This is a genomic window from Saccharopolyspora sp. ASAGF58 (assembly GCF_012277335.1).
Lineage (GTDB): Bacteria > Actinomycetota > Actinomycetes > Mycobacteriales > Pseudonocardiaceae > Saccharopolyspora > Saccharopolyspora hattusasensis.
In genome coordinates this window covers 2523451-2540046 of sequence record NZ_CP040605.1, presented here as the reverse complement: position 1 = coordinate 2540046, position 16596 = coordinate 2523451, and the positions used below count along the sequence as shown (strand labels likewise).

The following is a 16596-nucleotide window of genomic DNA, read 5'->3' as shown; positions in this document are numbered from 1 at the left end:
TCAGAACCCGCCGATGGTCGTCTTGGCAAGGTGAATGCAAGCGGCTCCGCCGCTTCCAAAGGCGCGGACGGCATTCGCCGACAGGCTCTCACGCATCACCGGATCCAGTTAGGAGTGAAGGGCACCTCCGACCGACTTGGCCGGTCAGAGGTGCCCTTCAACGTTTCGGCTCAGCGCTGGGCGGCGGCGGCGACCTTGCGCATGCCGAGTTCGAGCTCGGCGACCAGGTGCTCGTCCACCGGGTGACCGGCCGAGGCCATCCAGTTCGCCAGCATCCGGTGGCCGCCCTCGGTGAGCACCGACTCGGGATGGAACTGGACGCTCTCCACCGGCAGCTCTCGGTGCCGCATCCCCATCACGATGCCGGACGCGGTCCGCGCAGTGATCTCGAAGTCGTCCGGGATGGTGTCCGCGCGGACGATCAGCGAGTGGTAGCGCGTCGCGATGAACGGCGCTGGCAGTCCGGCGAACACCCCGGAGCCGGAGTGGTGGATCTCGCTGACCTTGCCGTGCAGCAGCTCCGGCGCCCGCTCGACGGTCCCGCCCCACACCGCACCGACAGCCTGGTGCCCGAGGCACACGCCGAACACCGGCCTGCGCTCCGCGGCGCAGCGCTCGATCAACTCCATCGTGCGGCCCGCGCGGTCCGGCGTACCAGGACCGGGGCTGAGCAGAACGCCATCGGCGGCGGCAACGTCATCGTCGGTGACGACGTCGTTGCGGCGCACGACGCAGTCCGCGCCCAGCTGAGCGAGGTACTGCACGAGGTTGTAGACGAAGCTGTCGTAGTTGTCGACGACGAGTACGCGCACCCCGCCAGACTACGCGGAGCGCAAAACGTGTTTCCAGGCTCGTTGCAGGAAGGGAACCTCAATAGCGGAATACCAGCTCCGGCGAAGCCACGAGGGGGGCTCTCTCGTTGCGGCTTGGACCACGGGGGAGAGCAACGCTGTGATTACGTTAACGTGGTAGCTGGAAAACGAGCTGCACCGCGAGAAGTTGCGCGCGCCTCGGCGCGCTGACGCCCGGGGTGCGGCCACCGCCCGAGCACGCGGCGCACGATGCCGCACCACCTGGCGAGGACACCATGCCGAAGTCCAAGGTCCGCAAGAAGGACTCCCCCACCCCGGTGACCGATCGCCGCACGCCGGTGAAGGCGAAGGCGGTCGGCCCGTCGCACCCGATCTACATCATCGTGATGTTGGGGATGATGTTGATCGGCCTGCTCTGGCTGGTGATCAACTACATCGCCGGCGACAAGATCCCGTTCATGGTCGACCTGGGCGGGTGGAACTTCGCCGTCGGCTTCGCGTTCATGATCATCGGCCTGCTGATGACGATGCGCTGGCGCTGACCTTTAGCACGTAAACGGAATGTGGTCGAGGTCCGAAGGGGTCAATCCCTTCGGGCCTCACTCATCTCGCCGAACCTCTTGACGTTCGGTCAGCGAACAACACAGGTGTAACTCATCCCCAGTGGGGATAACTCCTGTGGATAACTCATCGGTAGCAGGTGGATAACGGTGGATGAGAACGGATCTCGGCAGTGGTCGACGCCCATCGGGCTGATCACCTGCGGATGGGTGCTCGCCGGTTCGGCCGCGGCGTGGTGGCTGCTCGCGGAGAGCCCAGTCGACCGGCTGTTCATCGGCGTGCTCGTGCTGGCGCTGGCCGCCACGTCCGCACACGGCAGCATCTGCCGACCGCGGCTGCGCGCGGACCTCGACGGAGTCACGGTGCGGGGCTTGCGCGGCTTGCGGCACTGGTCCTGGCCTGCGGTGTCGATCCGGGTCCGGCACGACCGCCGGTTCGGCCGCACCGTGCAGGCGCTCGAACTCGACGCCGACCCGGAGCTGGTCGTGCTGACCAGGCTCGACCTCGGTGCCGACCCGCAGGAAGTCGCGGACGAACTGCGCGCCCTGCGCCGCTGAGCGTCAGGACCGCAACAGGCCGCAGCGGGTATCCGCTCCGGACCCGATGCACACCACGTTGCCGAACTGCAGGTCACGGGTCACCAGCACGGCGATCAGGACCACCAGCAGCGCGGTCAGCGCACCCACCTGGACCAGCGTCCGCCGTTCGCGTGGCGCGTAGACGAGCGCACCAGTCGCGAGCACACCGATGACGAGCCCGCCGAGGTGCCCCAGCAGCGAGAGGCCTGGGATCAGCACGCTGGCCGCGATATTCAGCGCGATCACCACCAGCACCGGCCGCAGGCTGATCTTCAACCGCAGCGCGGCGATCGCGATGCCCCCCATCAGGCCGTACACCGCGCCGGACGCGCCGGCCACCATCCCCATCGGCTCGCCGAACATGAACACCGCGGTGCTGCCGCCGAGCAGCGACAGCAGGTACACCGCGCCGAACCGCAGCCGCCCCAGCAGGAGCTCCAGGTCCCGGCCGATCACCCACAGCGCGATCATGTTCATCGCCAGGTGCAGCAGGCCGATGTGCAGGAACCCGGCACTGATCAGGCGCCACCACTGCCCGCCCGCGACCACGACCGGCCACAGCGCGAAGTCGCCGAACAGCGCGGCGGTGTAGTTCCCGCCGATGCTGCCGGCCTGCACGGCGGTGAGCGCGAAGACCACCAAGTTGATCGCGACCAGCACGGGAACCAAGATCGATTTCTTGGCCAGCCGCGCGCCGGCTACCGTCACCGGCCGCCGCATGCTTCGTTGTCCCTGCGCGACGCAGTCGACGCATTGCTGGCCGACGGCGGCATCGCGCAGGCACTCCGGACAGGCCGGCCGCTCACACCGGGTGCAGCGCAGCCCGGTGGGGCGGTCAGGGTGCCGGACGCAGGTCGGCAGCTGCGGCGGAGCCCCGTCCGCGCCGGGCTGGGATCCAGGCGGAACAGTCACGTCGGGACCTGCTCTTCGCTTGGGGCTGTCTCGGGACCGAGCCTGGTCGGCCGAGGTTCAGCCGCGTTCGATCGAAACCTTCTCGATGATGACGTCGTTGACCGGGCGGTCGCCCACACCGGTCGCGGTGTTCGCGATCGAGTCGACGACGTCGCGGGACTCCTGGTCAGCGACCTCACCGAAGATGGAGTGCTTGTAGTTCAGCCAGTCCGTGGCGCCCACCGTGACGAAGAACTGCGAGCCGTTGGTGTTCGGCCCGGCGTTCGCCATCGCCAGCAGGTACGGCTTGGTGAACTGCAGCTCGGGGTGGAACTCATCGCCGAACTTGTAGCCCGGGCCACCACGCCCGGTCCCGGTCGGATCCCCGGTCTGGATCATGAAGCCGGAGATGACGCGGTGAAAAATCACCCCGTCGTAGAACGGCCCGGAGCGTTCGCCCTTGGCGTTGGGCTCGGTGTACTCCTTGGTTCCTTCGGCGAGGCCCACGAAATTGGCCACTGTCTTGGGTGCCTTGTCGGGGAACAGGTTGATCCGGATGTCGCCCTGCGAGGTGTGCAGGGTCGCGGTCACCGTAATCCCAACGAGCGATCCGTTGTCTTCAGCCACCAGACCATCCTGCCATCGAAGAGGCCGAACCCGGAGTCTGGGTGCAATATGGGGCTGATCGCCGCCTGCTGGGCGGTGCCCACGCCGCAGGCGTGGGCCGACGAAGTCGACCGGCGAACGCCGGGCCGAGGAGGCACACGATGGACGAGGTGAAGGCGATGGCCCGAGCTGGCGAAAGCGTGGGCAAAGCGGTCGGGACGGGCATCAAGTCCGCCCGCCACGGCGCGAAACGCGCGGGTGAGGTCGGTATGGCGCTGTCCAAACAGGCCGCCGCCCTCGCCGAGCAGGAGCTCGCCAACCACGGTTACTCGACCGATGAGTTGCAGGAGCTCATCGCGCAGCGCGCCACCGGGATGTCGCGCAAGGAGCTCGCCAAGCGCGGCCGCAAGGCGCGCAAGCAGTGGGAGAAGAAGACCGCGAACTCCCGCAAGCAGCTGGCCAAGAACACGGCCGCCGCCCGCAAGGAGCTGGCCGCTCGCATCGACCCGGGCAAGCCGAAGCCGCGGCGCAAGTGGCCGTGGGTGCTGCTGGCGCTGACCGCCCTCGGCGCAGCCGCGGCGGTGGCGTTCTCCCGCCGCCCGGAGGAGCTGCCGGTGGCCGAGGCCGACGACAGCTTCACAAGGCGCGACACCCAGGCCCGTCACCGCGCGAGCCGTCCCGACGTGCCGGCGCAGCCCGACGGCCAGGCGAACATCACGCCGGAACGATCCCACTGACCCCGTGAACTTCGCGGAGGCCGGGCCCGCTGGGTCCGGCCTCCGACTTCTCCGGCTGTCCCACATCACATTCGCTCCCACCGGATCGATGACCACGATGCAGGGATGAGCGAACCGACGAGTTACGACCTGCACACGTCGACGCACGCTCCGTCACCCGGGGGTGGCGCAATTTCGCGAGAAATTGCACCACCCCCGGGTGACGGGCGAGGGGAGCCCGGAGTGCGTCGGCGGCGAGTGGGCATCCGGCGAACCGGGCACCACCGGCGCCACCTTCAAGGGCCACAACCGGTTCCGCGACGACCTCTGGACGACCGAACGCGACAACTCGGGTGGTGCTTCGATGTAGAACCCGACGGCGACGGCGGCACGCTCACCCAGCGCTTCCGGATGAAGCAGCCGCACATCAACCAAGGTTGACATCGCCGGATTGTCAACAGGCCGTGCAGCCACCCGGCGAAGCCGAGCAGCATGAGGAACACCTGCTATTCGCCCTCGTCGACCGACCCGGCCACCGCAGCGGAGCGCAAAGACCCATCGAAAACCAAAAACGTCACAAGGCCAAACCCAAACCCACAACGAAACCAAAGCCAACGAAACCAAATGTCCAAAAAGGACAATCCACAACCGGAGCAACAACACAGCACAGCGTATGGAGCGGAACCCCAAAAACCCACCGAAAACCCACCGACAGCCGAAGGCTGACCCCATCAACACCGACAGCCGAAGGCCGACAACCCGCAACCCCAAGGGCACGGCCGAAGGCCGACAAAGAGCGGGAAGGGCCCGCCACGAACGAAGGCACGACGAATGCCGCCCAGAAGCTCCGTGAACGAAGAGGGCCCGGAGTGCTCCGACAGCCGAAGGCTGGAGCTCAGAACCCCCGGAGAGCTGGTCCAAGAGCAGGCCGGGAACGCTCCGAAGGCCAAGGAGCGGGCAAAAAAGAAACCCCCACACCGTGGGGGTCTGCGGGGGCTCGGCCCCCGCAAAATAATGACGCGGCAGTAATGGCCCACGCTTTCCGTGGGCACACTCCACCCAACTGACGCGTGGAGACGAGGGGAATCGAACCCCTAACCCCCGCCTTGCAAAGGCGGTGCTCTGCCAATTGAGCTACGTCCCCGGCTATCGCAGCCCCACTCAGGTCCGCTGACCGGTGACGCTCACGATGGCTGCCGACTCCGCGAGCCGGATCAAGAGCGGTGGGCAGCGATCAGGCCTCGGCAGTGGCCTCGCGCCACAGGTCGGCCTCGGCCTTCGCGGCCCGGTTGCGCCGGATGACGAACAGAACGACCCCAGCAACTGCGGCGAGTGCGAGCAGCTTCTTCACTTCCGGTCGCCTCCTAGCACGGCGTGCAGCCCGAGAATTCCTCGGATTTGCGAAAGATTACCAGTGGGCCTAGAAGGACTTGAACCTTCGACCTCTTCGTTATCAGCGAAGCGCTCTAACCGCCTGAGCTATAGGCCCTTGGTGTGGTTCAAACACTACAGGACGCCTTACGGAGCCCGAAACGGGGGTCGGCGTTGCGGATCTCCCGGGACGTGGCGATCCCGTGCTGGACCGGGATCGCCACGTCAGCGGTTCATTCCCGCTCGGAGAGGGTGACCTCGATGCCGCCGGCGAAGTCGGCCGCCACGTTGTAGATGAACGCGGCCACCGTCGCCAGCGCGGTCACCAGCACGATGTTGATCGCGCCGATGATCGAGGCGACCCCGAACACGCGTCCCGCGCTGATCAGCGGTTCGCTGGCCGCGTTGTCGGGCTGGGTCAGCTCGGTGAAGGTGCCGTTGAGCTGGTCCCACACGCCCATGCCGTCGAGCACCCCGTAGAGCACCGCGACGGCGATCATCCACACGAAGAACAGCGCGACGCTGAGCACCAGGGCGAGCTTCAGCACCGACCACGGGTCCAGCCGCTTCACCTGCAGGCTGGCCCGCCGCGGGCCTCGGCTCGGCCGCCGCGCCGAGGCCGTTGTGGCGCGGGCCGCCCCGCCCACACCGGCGGCACCGGCAGCGCCGCCGGTGAACGACACGGTCGTCCGCGTGGACGGCGGCAGTTTGGTGCGCACCGTTTCCTGGTCCTGCACCTGCTTCGGGATGTGCTGCGTGTCAGCGACCGGGCCGGAGGCTGCAGCCGCGGCCACCGGTGTATCGGACGAGCCGGACGCGGTCACCGAGGCGCGTTGCCACGGGGGCGGCGTCTCGGTGCCGTGCAGGTCTTCCCCACTGCCTCCGGCGGTCGGCTGAGCGGGAGCCGACCCGGATTCCGTGCCGTCGTCCGCGGCACTGTCGTCGGCTGTCTGGGTGCTGACCGAAGCCCGGTCCGCATCCTGCTGCGGGTCCGACTGCTCCGGCTTCTCGGAAGGTGTCACGAGCGATCCTTCGTTGATCGTCGGCGGCGGTGTGCGACGTGGTCTCCCACGGTTTTACTGCTGCTGTTCGGGCCCCGCAGCGTCCGGGTCGGCGGCTTCGTCGGCGTTGCGCGCGATCGCCACCAGCGCGGACCCCTCGTCCAGGTTCATCAGACGAACCCCCTTCGTCTGCCTGCCGGCCTTGCGCACCTCCTTGGCGGTGGTCCGGATGACCCCACCGGTCGAGGTGATCGCGTAGAGCTCGTCGTCGATCTCGACGATGAGTGCCCCCACCAGCCTGCCACGCCTGTTGTCGTACTGGAGAGTCAGCACGCCCTTGCCGCCGCGGCCCTGCACCGGGTAGTCATCGATCGGGGTGCGCTTCGCATAACCGCCGTCGGTGGCCACCAGCACGTACCGGTCGGCGCGGACGACGCCCATCGCCAGCAGCTCGTCGCCGCCGTTGAACCGCATGCCCAGCACGCCCGAGGTGGCCCGGCCCATCGGCCGCAGCGCGTCGTCGGTGGCGTGGAACCGGATCGACTGGCCCTCCGCGGACACCAGCAGCAGGTCGTCATCGGCGGAGCACAGCACCGCGCCGACCAGCTCGTCCTCGTCCTTCAGGTTGATCCCGATGAGACCACCCGATCGGTTGGAATCGAAGTCGGTCAGGCGGGACTTCTTGACCAACCCGTTGCGGGTGGCCAGCACCAGGTACGGCGCCGCGGTGTAGTCCTTGATCTGCATGACCTGGGCGATCTGCTCGTCCGGCTGGAACGCCAGCAGGTTCGCCACGTGCTGGCCGCGCGCGGTGCGGTTGGCCTCCGGCAGCTCGTAGGCCTTCGCCCGGTAGACGCGCCCCTTGTTGGTGAAGAACAGGATCCAGTCGTGCGTGGAGCACACGAAGAAGTGCGACACGATGTCGTCCTGCTTCAGCTGCGCGCCCTGCACGCCCTTGCCGCCGCGCTTCTGTGCCCGGTACAGGTCGGTCCGCGTCCGCTTGGCGTAGCCAGTGCGGGTGATCGTGACGACCACGTCCTCGTCCGCGATGAGGTCCTCCATGGAGACCTCGCCCTCGAACGGGACGATCTTCGTGCGCCGGTCCTCGCCGTACTTGTCGACGATCTCCATCAGCTCGTCGCGGATGATCTGCCGCTGCCGCTCCGGCTTGGCGAGGATGTCCTTGAGGTCCTCGATCTCCCGCTCGATCTCGGCCAACTGGTCGATGATCTTCTGCCGCTCCAGGGCGGCCAGGCGGCGCAGCTGCATCTCCAGGATCGCGTTGGCCTGGACCTCGTCGACGTCGAGCAGCCCGATCAGCCCGGTGCGCGCGTCGTCCACCGTGGGCGACCGGCGGATCAGCGCGATCACCTCGTCGAGCATGTCCAGCGCCTTGACCAGACCGCGCAGGATGTGGGCGCGTTCCTCGGCCTTCTTCAACCGGTACTTGGTGCGCCGGACGATGACCTCGACCTGGTGCTTGACGTAGTACCGGATGATCTGGTCCAGCCGCAGGGTGCGCGGCACCCCGTCGACCAGGGCCAGCATGTTGGCGCCGAAGGTGGTCTGCAGCTGGGTGTGCTTGTAGAGGTTGTTCAGCACCACCTTCGGGATCGCGTCGCGCTTGAGCGTGATCACGATCCGCATGCCGCGCCGGCTGTTGGACTCATCGGCGATGTCGGAGATGCCGGTGAGCTTGCCCTCCCGGTGCATCGACGCGATGTTCTCGATGAGGTTGTCCGGGTTGACCTGGTAGGGCAGCTCGGAGACGACCAGCGTGGTGCGGCCCTTGTTGTCCTCTTCGATGGTCACGACGGCCCGCATCTTGATGGAGCCGCGACCGGTGCGGTAGCAGTCGGCGATCGCGTTGGTGCCGAGGATCAGCCCGTGGGTCGGGAAGTCCGGCCCCTTGATCCGCGCGAGCAGCGCTTCGAGCAGCTGTTCGTCGTCGGCTTCCGGGTTCTCCAGCGCCCAGACCACGCCTTCGGCGACCTCGCGCAGGTTGTGCGGCGGGATGTTGGTGGCCATCCCGACCGCGATCCCGCCACCGCCGTTGACCAGCAGGTTCGGGAACCGCGACGGCAGCACGGTGGGCTCTTGGGTGCGGCCGTCGTAGTTGTCGGCGAAGTCGACGGTGTCTTCTTCGATGTCGGCGAGCATGTGCATCGCCAACTGCTGCAACCTCGACTCCGTGTACCGCATGGCCGCGGCCGGGTCGTTGCCGGGCGAACCGAAGTTGCCCTGGCCGTCGATCAGCGGATGGCGCATCGACCACGGCTGGGCCAGCCGGACCAAGGTGTCGTAGATCGCCGAGTCGCCGTGCGGGTGGTAGTTGCCCATCACGTCGCCGACGACACGGGAGCACTTCACGTACCCGCGGTCCGGGCGGAAGCCCGAGTCGTACATCGCATACAGCACGCGCCGGTGAACCGGCTTGAGACCGTCGCGCACGTCCGGCAGGGCGCGCGCGACGATGACGCTCATCGCGTAGTTGATGTAGGAATTCTGCATCTCCTGCTGGATGTCGACCGGCTCGATCCGGCCGTGTTCCGGCGGCAGGATTTCAGTCACGACTTGAGATTCCTTTCGGGGGTCGGATGTCAGCGCCCTTCACCTGAGTCACCGCAGCTGGGACAAACGTGTCTCGTGTCGGCCGGATTTCGTCCGCTTCCGTTGCAGACGGGGCGCTGCTCCAACCGAGTCATGGGCGTTCCTCCAGTGATGCGGTGCGTCACACGTCGAGAAAACCCGCGTCCTTGGCGTTGCGGGTGATGAACGAGCGCCGGGCTTCGACGTCCTCGCCCATCAGCACGCTGAACAGCTCGTCCGCGGTCGCCGCGTCGTCCAGCGAGACCTGCAGCAGCAGCCGGGTCTCCGGGTTCATGGTGGTTTCCCAAAGCTCGTCGGCGTTCATCTCGCCGAGACCCTTGTAGCGCTGGATGCCGTCGTCCTTGGGCAGCTTGCGGCCGGCTGCCGCACCCTGTGCCAGCAGCGCGTCGCGCTCCTTGTCGCTGTAGGCGTACTCCGGCTCCGACCGCGGCCACTTGATCTTGTACAGCGGCGGCTGCGCGAGGAACACGTGGCCGTTCTCGATCAGCGGCCGCATGAACCGGAACAGCAGGGTCAGCAGCAGGGTGCGGATGTGCTGGCCGTCGACGTCGGCGTCGGCCATCAGCACGATCTTGTGGTAACGCAGCTTGGACAGGTCGAACTCGTCGTGGATGCCGGTGCCCAGCGCGGTGATGATCGCCTGGACCTCGTTGTTCTTGAGGACCTTGTCGATCCGCGACTTCTCCACGTTGATGATCTTGCCGCGCAGCGGCAAGATCGCCTGGAACCGCGACTCGCGTCCTTCCTTCGCGGAGCCGCCCGCGGAGTCGCCCTCCACGACGTAGAGCTCGCACTCCTCCGGGCTGTTGGACTGGCAGTCCTTCAGCTTGCCCGGCAGGCCGCCGATGTCCATCGCGCTCTTGCGGCGCACCAGCTCCTTGGCCTTGCGCGCGGCCATCCGCGCCTGCGCCGAGGACACCGCCTTGTTGACGATCACCTTGGCCTCGGCGGGGTTGCGCTCGAACCAGTCGGTGAGCCACTCGAAGGCGGTGGTCTGCACGAACGACTTGACCTCGGTGTTGCCGAGCTTGGTCTTGGTCTGGCCCTCGAACTGGGGCTCGCGGACCTTCACGGACACGATCGCGGCTAGGCCCTCGCGGACGTCGTCGCCGGTGAGGCTGCCGTCCTTCTCCTTGAGCAGCTTCTTGTCCTTGGCGTAGCTGTTGACCACGCGGGTCAGCGCCGACCGGAAGCCTTCCTCGTGGGTGCCGCCCTCGTGCGTGTTGATGGTGTTCGCGAAGGTGTAGACCGACTGGTTATAGCCGGAGTTCCACTGCATCGCGATCTCCAGCTCGTAGTCCTTGCTGGAGGCGTTGAAGGACACCACCTTCTTGTGGATGGGTTCCTTGGTGGCGTTGATGTGGCGGACGAAGTCTTCCAGGCCGCCCGGATAGTGGAAGGTGCGCTCGGTGGCGCGGGCGGTGGTGCCGCTGGCGTCCTCGCCGGCCTCGTCCTCTTCGGCGGCGCGCTCGTCGCGCAGGACGATGGTCAGGCCCTTGTTCAGGAACGCCATCTCCTGCAGGCGGCGGGAGATGGTTTCGGCGTTGTACCTGGTGGTTTCGAAGATCGTCGGATCGGCCCAGAAGGTGATGGTGGTGCCGGTCTTGTCGGTGCGCTCGCCGCGCTCGACGTCGGCGACGGGCTTGGAGTCCTCGTAGCGCTGCCGCCACACGTAGCCCTCTCGGTGGATCTCCGCCTCCAGCGCCGTGGACAGCGCGTTGACCACCGATACGCCCACGCCGTGCAGACCGCCGGAGACCGCGTAGGAGTCGCCACCGAACTTGCCGCCCGCGTGCAGCACGGTGAGCACGACTTCGAGGGTCGGCTTTTTCTCCACCGGGTGGATGTCAACAGGGATGCCGCGGCCGTCGTCGACGACGCGCACGCCGCCGTCGGCGAGCAGGGTGACCTCGACCCTGGTGGCGTAGCCGGCCATCGCCTCGTCGACGGAGTTGTCCACGACTTCCTGCACCAAGTGGTGCAGGCCGCGTTCGCCGGTCGAACCGATGTACATGCCGGGACGCTTGCGGACGGCCTCAAGGCCCTCAAGAACGGTGATGGATGAAGCGTTGTATTCGCTCTTCTTCGGTGCCACGGGCCTCGATTTCTCCTTGAGCCGACTGTGCTGTCAGGTTGGCCGGTGCCGGTTCGAAAACACGCCCTGTCCCGCACCGCAGACCATTTCGGGGCGACTCGTCTGTCGGCGTCGCACCCTGATGCATGCCGTCGCCCAGCGCCTCGACGATCACATCGGTCGAAGGCGTCGGCCACACCCCGAACTGATTCTACTGGCCCCCCGCGACAGAAGTAGGGCAAGGACACCCCTGACTTCCTCACAGGGCGGAGAACTCGAATCAATCCACCATCCGAGAGCCTCGAGAGGCTGCCGGGGGATCTCGGTGGCGATCGGCCGCTTGCCGATCCGGCGGTGGACCGGCCCGCGGGTCTGCTCCTCGGCGCGACCCGCCATTCGCCCCACCGCGCCTGGGGGCCGCGGCCCGCGCGGGCCGGCGGCGAGCGCGTATCGGCAGGCTACTAGCCGTAGGTGTCGCGCGGGCCACGCCCGGGAATATGCCTGGGGCCGTGCCGCCAGCTCGGCGCGGCCGGGCCCTGCACCTTGATGCGGCGCACCACGTCGCGGCCGACGCCGTCGCTGATCCGCTTCAGGATCTGGCGCTGGAGCAGGCGCAGCTGCGTGGCCCACGCGGTGGATTGGGCCTGGACGGTGAGCTCGCCGTCCTTCAGCGCCACCGGCTTGGTGTGCTCGGCCACGTCGCCGCCGACCAGGGACGCCCACTTCGCGAAGACCTGGCCGCCGGAGAGGTGCTCGGTCCAGCCGCGCTCGCTGGCGATCCGGGCGGCCAGCCGACCCAGCGGCTGCGGATCGCGGTCGTCCGGGCGGGGCCCGGACCAGCCACGACGGCGGCGCGTCCGGACCGCGCCACCCTTCTTCTTGCCGTCGCGCCGACGGGCCGCGGACTGCTCCCGGGCGGCCTGCAGGGCGGCCCGGGCGAGGTCGGGACCGGACAGCGCGGCCCCGTCGGACCCGACCGGCGACGTCCCGGTATCCACCGGGACCGCTGTCGATGGTCCTGTTGATGGCACCGAGTTATCCACACCATCCACAGAGTTATCCCCAGATGTGGGCAAACCTGTGGTGTTTCCGGCCACGGCGATCACTCTGGGTTTACTTGACGACTGCGAACGGTTATACGGCACGTCGCACCTCGCCTTCCCGGACGTCGAATCGGGCACCGGTGAGCTCCGGCGGAACGTCCTCCGGCACCGCCGCGGTCACCAGCACCTGCTCGGCCCCGGCCACCAGGTCGGCCAGCCGGGCCCGGCGGCGGCGGTCGAGCTCGGCGAAGACGTCGTCCAGGATCAACACCGGCTCGGCGCCATCCTCGGTGAGCAGGTGGTAGGAGGCCAGCCGCAACGCCAGCACGAACGACCAAGATTCGCCGTGACTCGCGTAGCCCTTCGCGGGCAGGTCGCCGAGCAGCAGTTCCAGGTCGTCGCGATGCGGCCCGACCAGCGACACGCCGCGGTCGATCTCCTGCGGCCGGACCCGCTCCAGCTCGGCGAGCAGGGCCGCTTCCAGTTCCGCCGGGTCGGCGGCCTTGCCCAGCGGCGCGCCGTAGCCCTCGGGCAGCGACTCGCCGAGGCTGCTGCGGTAGCGGACGTCGGCCACCCGACCGGACGGCACGGTCGCCTCATCGGTCGCCGCGACGTTGGCATATGCGCTGGTCACGTGGGGTGCGATGGCAGCGACCAGGTCGAGCCGACCCGCCAGCAGCTCGGCACCGAAGCGGGCCAGGTGGCCATCCCACGCCTCCAGCGTGCGCAGGTCCGCCGAGCCGCCGCCCTTGCGCGCCGCGCCCGCGGACTTGAGCAGAGCGCTGCGCTGCTTGAGCACCCGGTCGTAGTCCGAGCGGATACCCGCGTACCGGGGTGACCGCGTGACCAGCAGGTCGTCGAGGAACCGGCGGCGCTCGCCCGGATCACCGCGCACGATCGCGAGGTCCTCCGGTGCGAACAGCACGGTGCGCAGGATGCCGAGCACGTCGCGAGGCCTGGCGACGGCACCGCGGTTGATCCGCGCCCGGTTGGCCTTGCCGGGCGTGATCTCCAGCTCGACCAGCAGCTCGCGCCCGCTGTTGACCACGGCGGTCCGCACGACCGCGCGCGCCGCGCCGTCGCGGACCAGCGGGGCATCGGTGGACACGCGGTGCGAGCCGAGGGTCGCGGCGTAGCCGATCGCCTCGACCAGGTTGGTCTTGCCCTGCCCATTGGCCCCGAGCAGCACGGTGATGCCCGGCTCCAGGTCCAGGTCGGCGTGCGGCCACGACCGGAAGTCGGTCACTTGCAGATGACGGACGTACACGGCGATCCAACTTATTCGCAGCTTTGTTCGGTCGTCCGCCCGGTCGCCGAATTCGCGGATTCGACGCCTTTGTCGCCCTGGCGATTTGTCGACAAATCGCCAGGACGGCGGGCGGCGGTGCTCCCTGGGGCGGGTTTTCCTGGTAGCTGCCTGGTGCGTTGAGTCGCTACCGCACCTCAACGTACTCAAGACACCTGACCTGCGGAAACAGCGACGACGGTCGGCGGTGTTGATTTGTCGGCAAAGCAACACCGCTTCCGGGCCCCGGTCAGTCCTCGGTCTTCTCCACGGCGTGGCCGCCGAACTGGTTGCGCAGCGCCGCGACCGCCTTCATGGCCGGGGAGTCCTCCTGGCGCGAGGCGAACCGCGCGAACAGCGAGGCGGTGATCACCGGCGTGGGCACGGCGTTGTTGATCGACTCCTCGACGGTCCACCGACCCTCGCCGGAGTCGTTGACGTAGCCGCGCAGCTCGGCCAGCTCCGGGTCCTCCTCCAGCGCGCGGACCAGCAGGTCCAGCAGCCAGGAGCGGACCACCGTGCCGCGGCTCCACGCCTTGATCGTCTCCGGCACGTTAGTGACCACGTCCGACGCCGACAGCAGCTCGAAGCCCTCGGCGTAGGCCTGCATCAGGCCGTACTCGATGCCGTTGTGCACCATCTTCGCGTAGTGCCCGGCACCCACCGGGCCGGAGTGTGCGAAGCCTTCCTCGCGCGGGCCTTCCGGGCGCAGCGCGTCGAAGATCGGCATGGCGCGCTCGATGTCCTCGGCGTCGCCACCGGCCATCAGGCCGTAACCGTTCTTGGCACCCCACACGCCGCCGGAAACCCCGACGTCGACGTACTTGATCCCGCGCTCGGCGAGCAGCGCCGCGTTGGCCTGGTCATCGGTGAACTTCGAGTTGCCGCCCTCGATCACCAGGTCGCCGGACGACAGCAGCCCGGCCAGCTCCTCGACGGTCTGCCGGGTCGGGTCGCCGTGCGGCACCATGATCCAGACGATCCGCGGGCCGGCCAGCTTCTGCACCAGCTCCGCGATGGAAGCGACATCGCTGACGTCCGGGTTGCGGTCGTAACCGACGATGTCGTGACCGGCGGCGCGCAGCCGCTCACGCATGTTGAAACCCATTCGGCCGAGACCGACAAGTCCGAGTTGCACCGGATCTCCCTCTGCGAGCTGTGTATCGACTGGTTGGTCGGCGCGGATGGCCGGCCGCGGGGTGAAGACCACCAGCTGAATCGATCCGACCGGAGCCTAGCCATCGGCGTTCGCGGCTCCGGTCGGGCAGTGCGCCGGATGTGACCCAGGTCAGCCAGGAAGGCGGACCGGCATCAGGAGGTAGAGGTAGCCCTCCGCCACTTCGCCATCCTCCCCGACCGGCTTGATGAGGGCCGGGCGGTTGGCGGTGGTGAACTGCAGCTGGGCGCGCTCGGTCTTCATCGCGCCGAGCCCGTCGAGCAGGTAGGCCGGGTTGAACGCGATGGTCAGCGGCTCGCCGACCAGCTCGATCGCGAGCTCTTCCTCGGCGCTGCCCTCGTCGTCACCGCCGGCGGTCAGCCGCAGCAGCCGGTCGGAGAACTCCAGGCGCACCTGGGTGCCGCGCTCGGCGACCAGCGAGACGCGCTTGATCGCCTCGACGAGCGGGGCGACGTCGACGTCAGCGGTCACGGCGCTCTCGGCGGGCAGCAGCTGCCGGTACTTCGGGAACTCCGCGTCCAGCAGCCGGGTGGTGTTGCGGCGCGCCATCCCGGACAGGCCGAGCAGGCCGTCGCCGGAGGCCAGCGAGATCTCCACCTTGCCGCCGCCGGTGCCCAGCGTCTTCGCCGAGTCGGCAAGGGTCTTGGCCGGGACGAGCACCGCGGTGTCCTCCATCGAGGTGCCCGGCTCCCAGGTGATCTCGCGCATCGCCAAGCGGAACCGGTCGGTGGCGACCATGGTCAGCTTGTCGTTGTTGATCTCCATCCGGATGCCGGTGAGCATCGGCAGCGTGTCGTCCTTGCCGGACGCCACCGCGACCTGGCCGACGGCCTCGCTGAACAGATCGCCCGGAACCGAACCGGCGTGCTCGGGCATCGCGGGCAGTTCGGGGTAGTCCTCGACCGGCATGGTCGGCAGGCTGAACCGCGAGCTGCCGCAGGTGATGGTGACGCGAGAGCCGTCGACGGTGATCTCGACCGGGCGGGCCGGGAGCGCCTTGGTGATGTCTGCCAGCAACCGCCCGGAAACGAGGGTGCGTCCGCTGGCGTCGATCGAGGCGTCGATGGTGACCTGCGCCGAGACCTCGTAGTCGAACCCGGAGATGGTCAGCGCCTCCCCGGAGCTCGCGTCGAGCAGCACTCCGCCCAGCACCGGAACCGGTGGGCGCGACGGCAGGCTGCGCGCGACCCAGGCGACGGCGTCGGCGAGACCGTCACGTTCCACGCGGATCTTCATGGGTGTCCTTTCGGTTCCAGCCGTGGCTCGGCTGCCGGAGAACTGTGTAGAGCTGGAGCGCAGCTCATCGGGTCGGTGTAGTCGGTGTGCCCCGCGCCCCTCGTAACGAGGACGAAGCGGTCCCCCACGAGCGCCGTGCACGCGAAGTCGGCTCGAGCTCGACCCGGAGTTCACGCCGGCGGCCTCCGCAGGAGTTCCACCGTAGAGCGTGCGCCGCGATCTCCGCATCCGGGTCCGGGCAGTTCGTGCTGCCGTCCTGGCGGTCCAGGCCGAGTTGTCCACTTATCCACCGAGCCTTCTTCTCTTTTTCTTTTTTCTTCAAAGAGAAGAAAAGACCGTAGTAGTAGTAAGGGCTGTGAGTTGTGGGGACAAGTGTCGTTTGGGCTGGTCGGACGGCGTGGTCGGTTGTGGATGAACACGGGATGTAACTGGGGACTACGACGTCCGGGTTGTGGACAACTTCTGCCCCACCTCGGTTTATCCACAACCACCCCGAGTTGTCCACAGTTCCATCCACAGCTTTCGGCCCGGTTATACCCAGCCCCTGTTGGTTTTGGGCTCGTCCACCGATCAGGTTGTGGGCAAAGCTGTGAAAGCGTTGTGGTCAACTGGGCTCCGCTCTGTGGGCAGCTTGC

Annotated in this window: 14 protein-coding genes, 2 tRNA genes and 1 pseudogene; 4 read left to right on the top strand and 13 right to left on the bottom strand. The window is 67.9% G+C overall.

Annotated features, from left to right (window positions below):
• Positions 1-170: 170 nt before the first annotated feature.
• The gene (locus FDZ84_RS12005; RefSeq protein ID WP_168585957.1) at positions 171-812 is read right to left on the bottom strand and encodes an aminodeoxychorismate/anthranilate synthase component II; all 642 of its coding nucleotides are present in this window, start codon (positions 810-812) and stop codon (positions 171-173) included.
• 275 nt (positions 813-1087) lie between these two features.
• Between FDZ84_RS12005 and crgA the strand changes: the two genes are divergently transcribed.
• Together crgA and FDZ84_RS11995 are read left to right on the top strand one after the other, a co-directional pair.
• Positions 1088-1354 carry a cell division protein CrgA gene (crgA, locus tag FDZ84_RS12000; protein WP_168585956.1) on the top strand — a complete coding sequence of 89 codons (267 nt, stop codon included), beginning with the start codon at positions 1088-1090 and terminating at the stop codon, positions 1352-1354.
• Positions 1355-1522: 168 nt separating this feature from the next.
• Entirely contained in the window at positions 1523-1930 is a 408-nt protein-coding gene (locus FDZ84_RS11995) for a PH domain-containing protein (protein WP_168585955.1), read from the top strand.
• Between the two features lie 3 nt (positions 1931-1933).
• Here the strand turns inward: FDZ84_RS11995 and FDZ84_RS11990 are convergent, their stop codons facing one another.
• Together FDZ84_RS11990 and FDZ84_RS11985 are read right to left on the bottom strand one after the other, a co-directional pair.
• Positions 1934-2863 carry a rhomboid family intramembrane serine protease gene (locus tag FDZ84_RS11990; RefSeq protein WP_246868955.1) on the bottom strand — a complete coding sequence of 310 codons (930 nt, stop codon included), beginning with the start codon at positions 2861-2863 and terminating at the stop codon, positions 1934-1936.
• 57 nt (positions 2864-2920) lie between these two features.
• Positions 2921-3469, bottom strand: coding sequence for a peptidylprolyl isomerase (locus FDZ84_RS11985; protein WP_168585954.1), 549 nt, complete (start codon positions 3467-3469; stop codon positions 2921-2923).
• Between the two features lie 140 nt (positions 3470-3609).
• Between FDZ84_RS11985 and FDZ84_RS11980 the strand changes: the two genes are divergently transcribed.
• The gene (locus FDZ84_RS11980) at positions 3610-4185 is read left to right on the top strand and encodes a hypothetical protein (protein ID WP_168585953.1); all 576 of its coding nucleotides are present in this window, start codon (positions 3610-3612) and stop codon (positions 4183-4185) included.
• Positions 4186-4384: 199 nt separating this feature from the next.
• Positions 4385-4534 (top strand): hypothetical protein, encoded by a 150-nt coding sequence (locus tag FDZ84_RS11975; protein WP_168585952.1) that lies wholly within the window; start codon positions 4385-4387, stop codon positions 4532-4534.
• Between the two features lie 701 nt (positions 4535-5235).
• Here FDZ84_RS11975 and FDZ84_RS11970 read toward each other — a convergent pair.
• The 10 genes and pseudogenes from FDZ84_RS11970 to dnaN all read right to left on the bottom strand — a co-directional run bounded on the left by FDZ84_RS11970 (position 5236) and on the right by dnaN (position 15961).
• Positions 5236-5308, bottom strand: a tRNA-Ala gene (locus FDZ84_RS11970).
• 99 nt (positions 5309-5407) lie between these two features.
• Positions 5408-5515 (bottom strand): annotated as a pseudogene (locus FDZ84_RS37735) (DLW-39 family protein); the annotation flags it as partial.
• A 64-nt stretch (positions 5516-5579) separates the two neighbouring features.
• A tRNA-Ile gene (locus FDZ84_RS11965) sits at positions 5580-5653 on the bottom strand.
• 115 nt (positions 5654-5768) lie between these two features.
• Positions 5769-6557 carry a DUF3566 domain-containing protein gene (locus tag FDZ84_RS11960; RefSeq protein ID WP_168585951.1) on the bottom strand — a complete coding sequence of 263 codons (789 nt, stop codon included), beginning with the start codon at positions 6555-6557 and terminating at the stop codon, positions 5769-5771.
• Between the two features lie 54 nt (positions 6558-6611).
• The gene (gyrA, locus tag FDZ84_RS11955; protein ID WP_168585950.1) at positions 6612-9107 is read right to left on the bottom strand and encodes a DNA gyrase subunit A; all 2496 of its coding nucleotides are present in this window, start codon (positions 9105-9107) and stop codon (positions 6612-6614) included.
• A gap of 160 nt (positions 9108-9267) precedes the next feature.
• Positions 9268-11241: a DNA topoisomerase (ATP-hydrolyzing) subunit B gene (gyrB, locus tag FDZ84_RS11950; RefSeq protein WP_168585949.1), complete on the bottom strand. Its 1974-nt coding sequence runs from the start codon at positions 11239-11241 to the stop codon at positions 9268-9270.
• A 440-nt stretch (positions 11242-11681) separates the two neighbouring features.
• The gene (locus FDZ84_RS11945) at positions 11682-12251 is read right to left on the bottom strand and encodes a DciA family protein (RefSeq protein ID WP_371812841.1); all 570 of its coding nucleotides are present in this window, start codon (positions 12249-12251) and stop codon (positions 11682-11684) included.
• A gap of 103 nt (positions 12252-12354) precedes the next feature.
• Entirely contained in the window at positions 12355-13530 is a 1176-nt protein-coding gene (gene recF, locus FDZ84_RS11940) for a DNA replication/repair protein RecF (RefSeq protein ID WP_168585948.1), read from the bottom strand.
• A gap of 268 nt (positions 13531-13798) precedes the next feature.
• Complete coding sequence (gnd, locus tag FDZ84_RS11935) at positions 13799-14686, bottom strand: phosphogluconate dehydrogenase (NAD(+)-dependent, decarboxylating) (protein ID WP_168585947.1); 888 nt, start codon at positions 14684-14686, stop codon at positions 13799-13801.
• Positions 14687-14836: 150 nt separating this feature from the next.
• Positions 14837-15961 carry a DNA polymerase III subunit beta gene (gene dnaN / locus FDZ84_RS11930; RefSeq protein WP_168585946.1) on the bottom strand — a complete coding sequence of 375 codons (1125 nt, stop codon included), beginning with the start codon at positions 15959-15961 and terminating at the stop codon, positions 14837-14839.
• Positions 15962-16596: the final 635 nt, after the last annotated feature.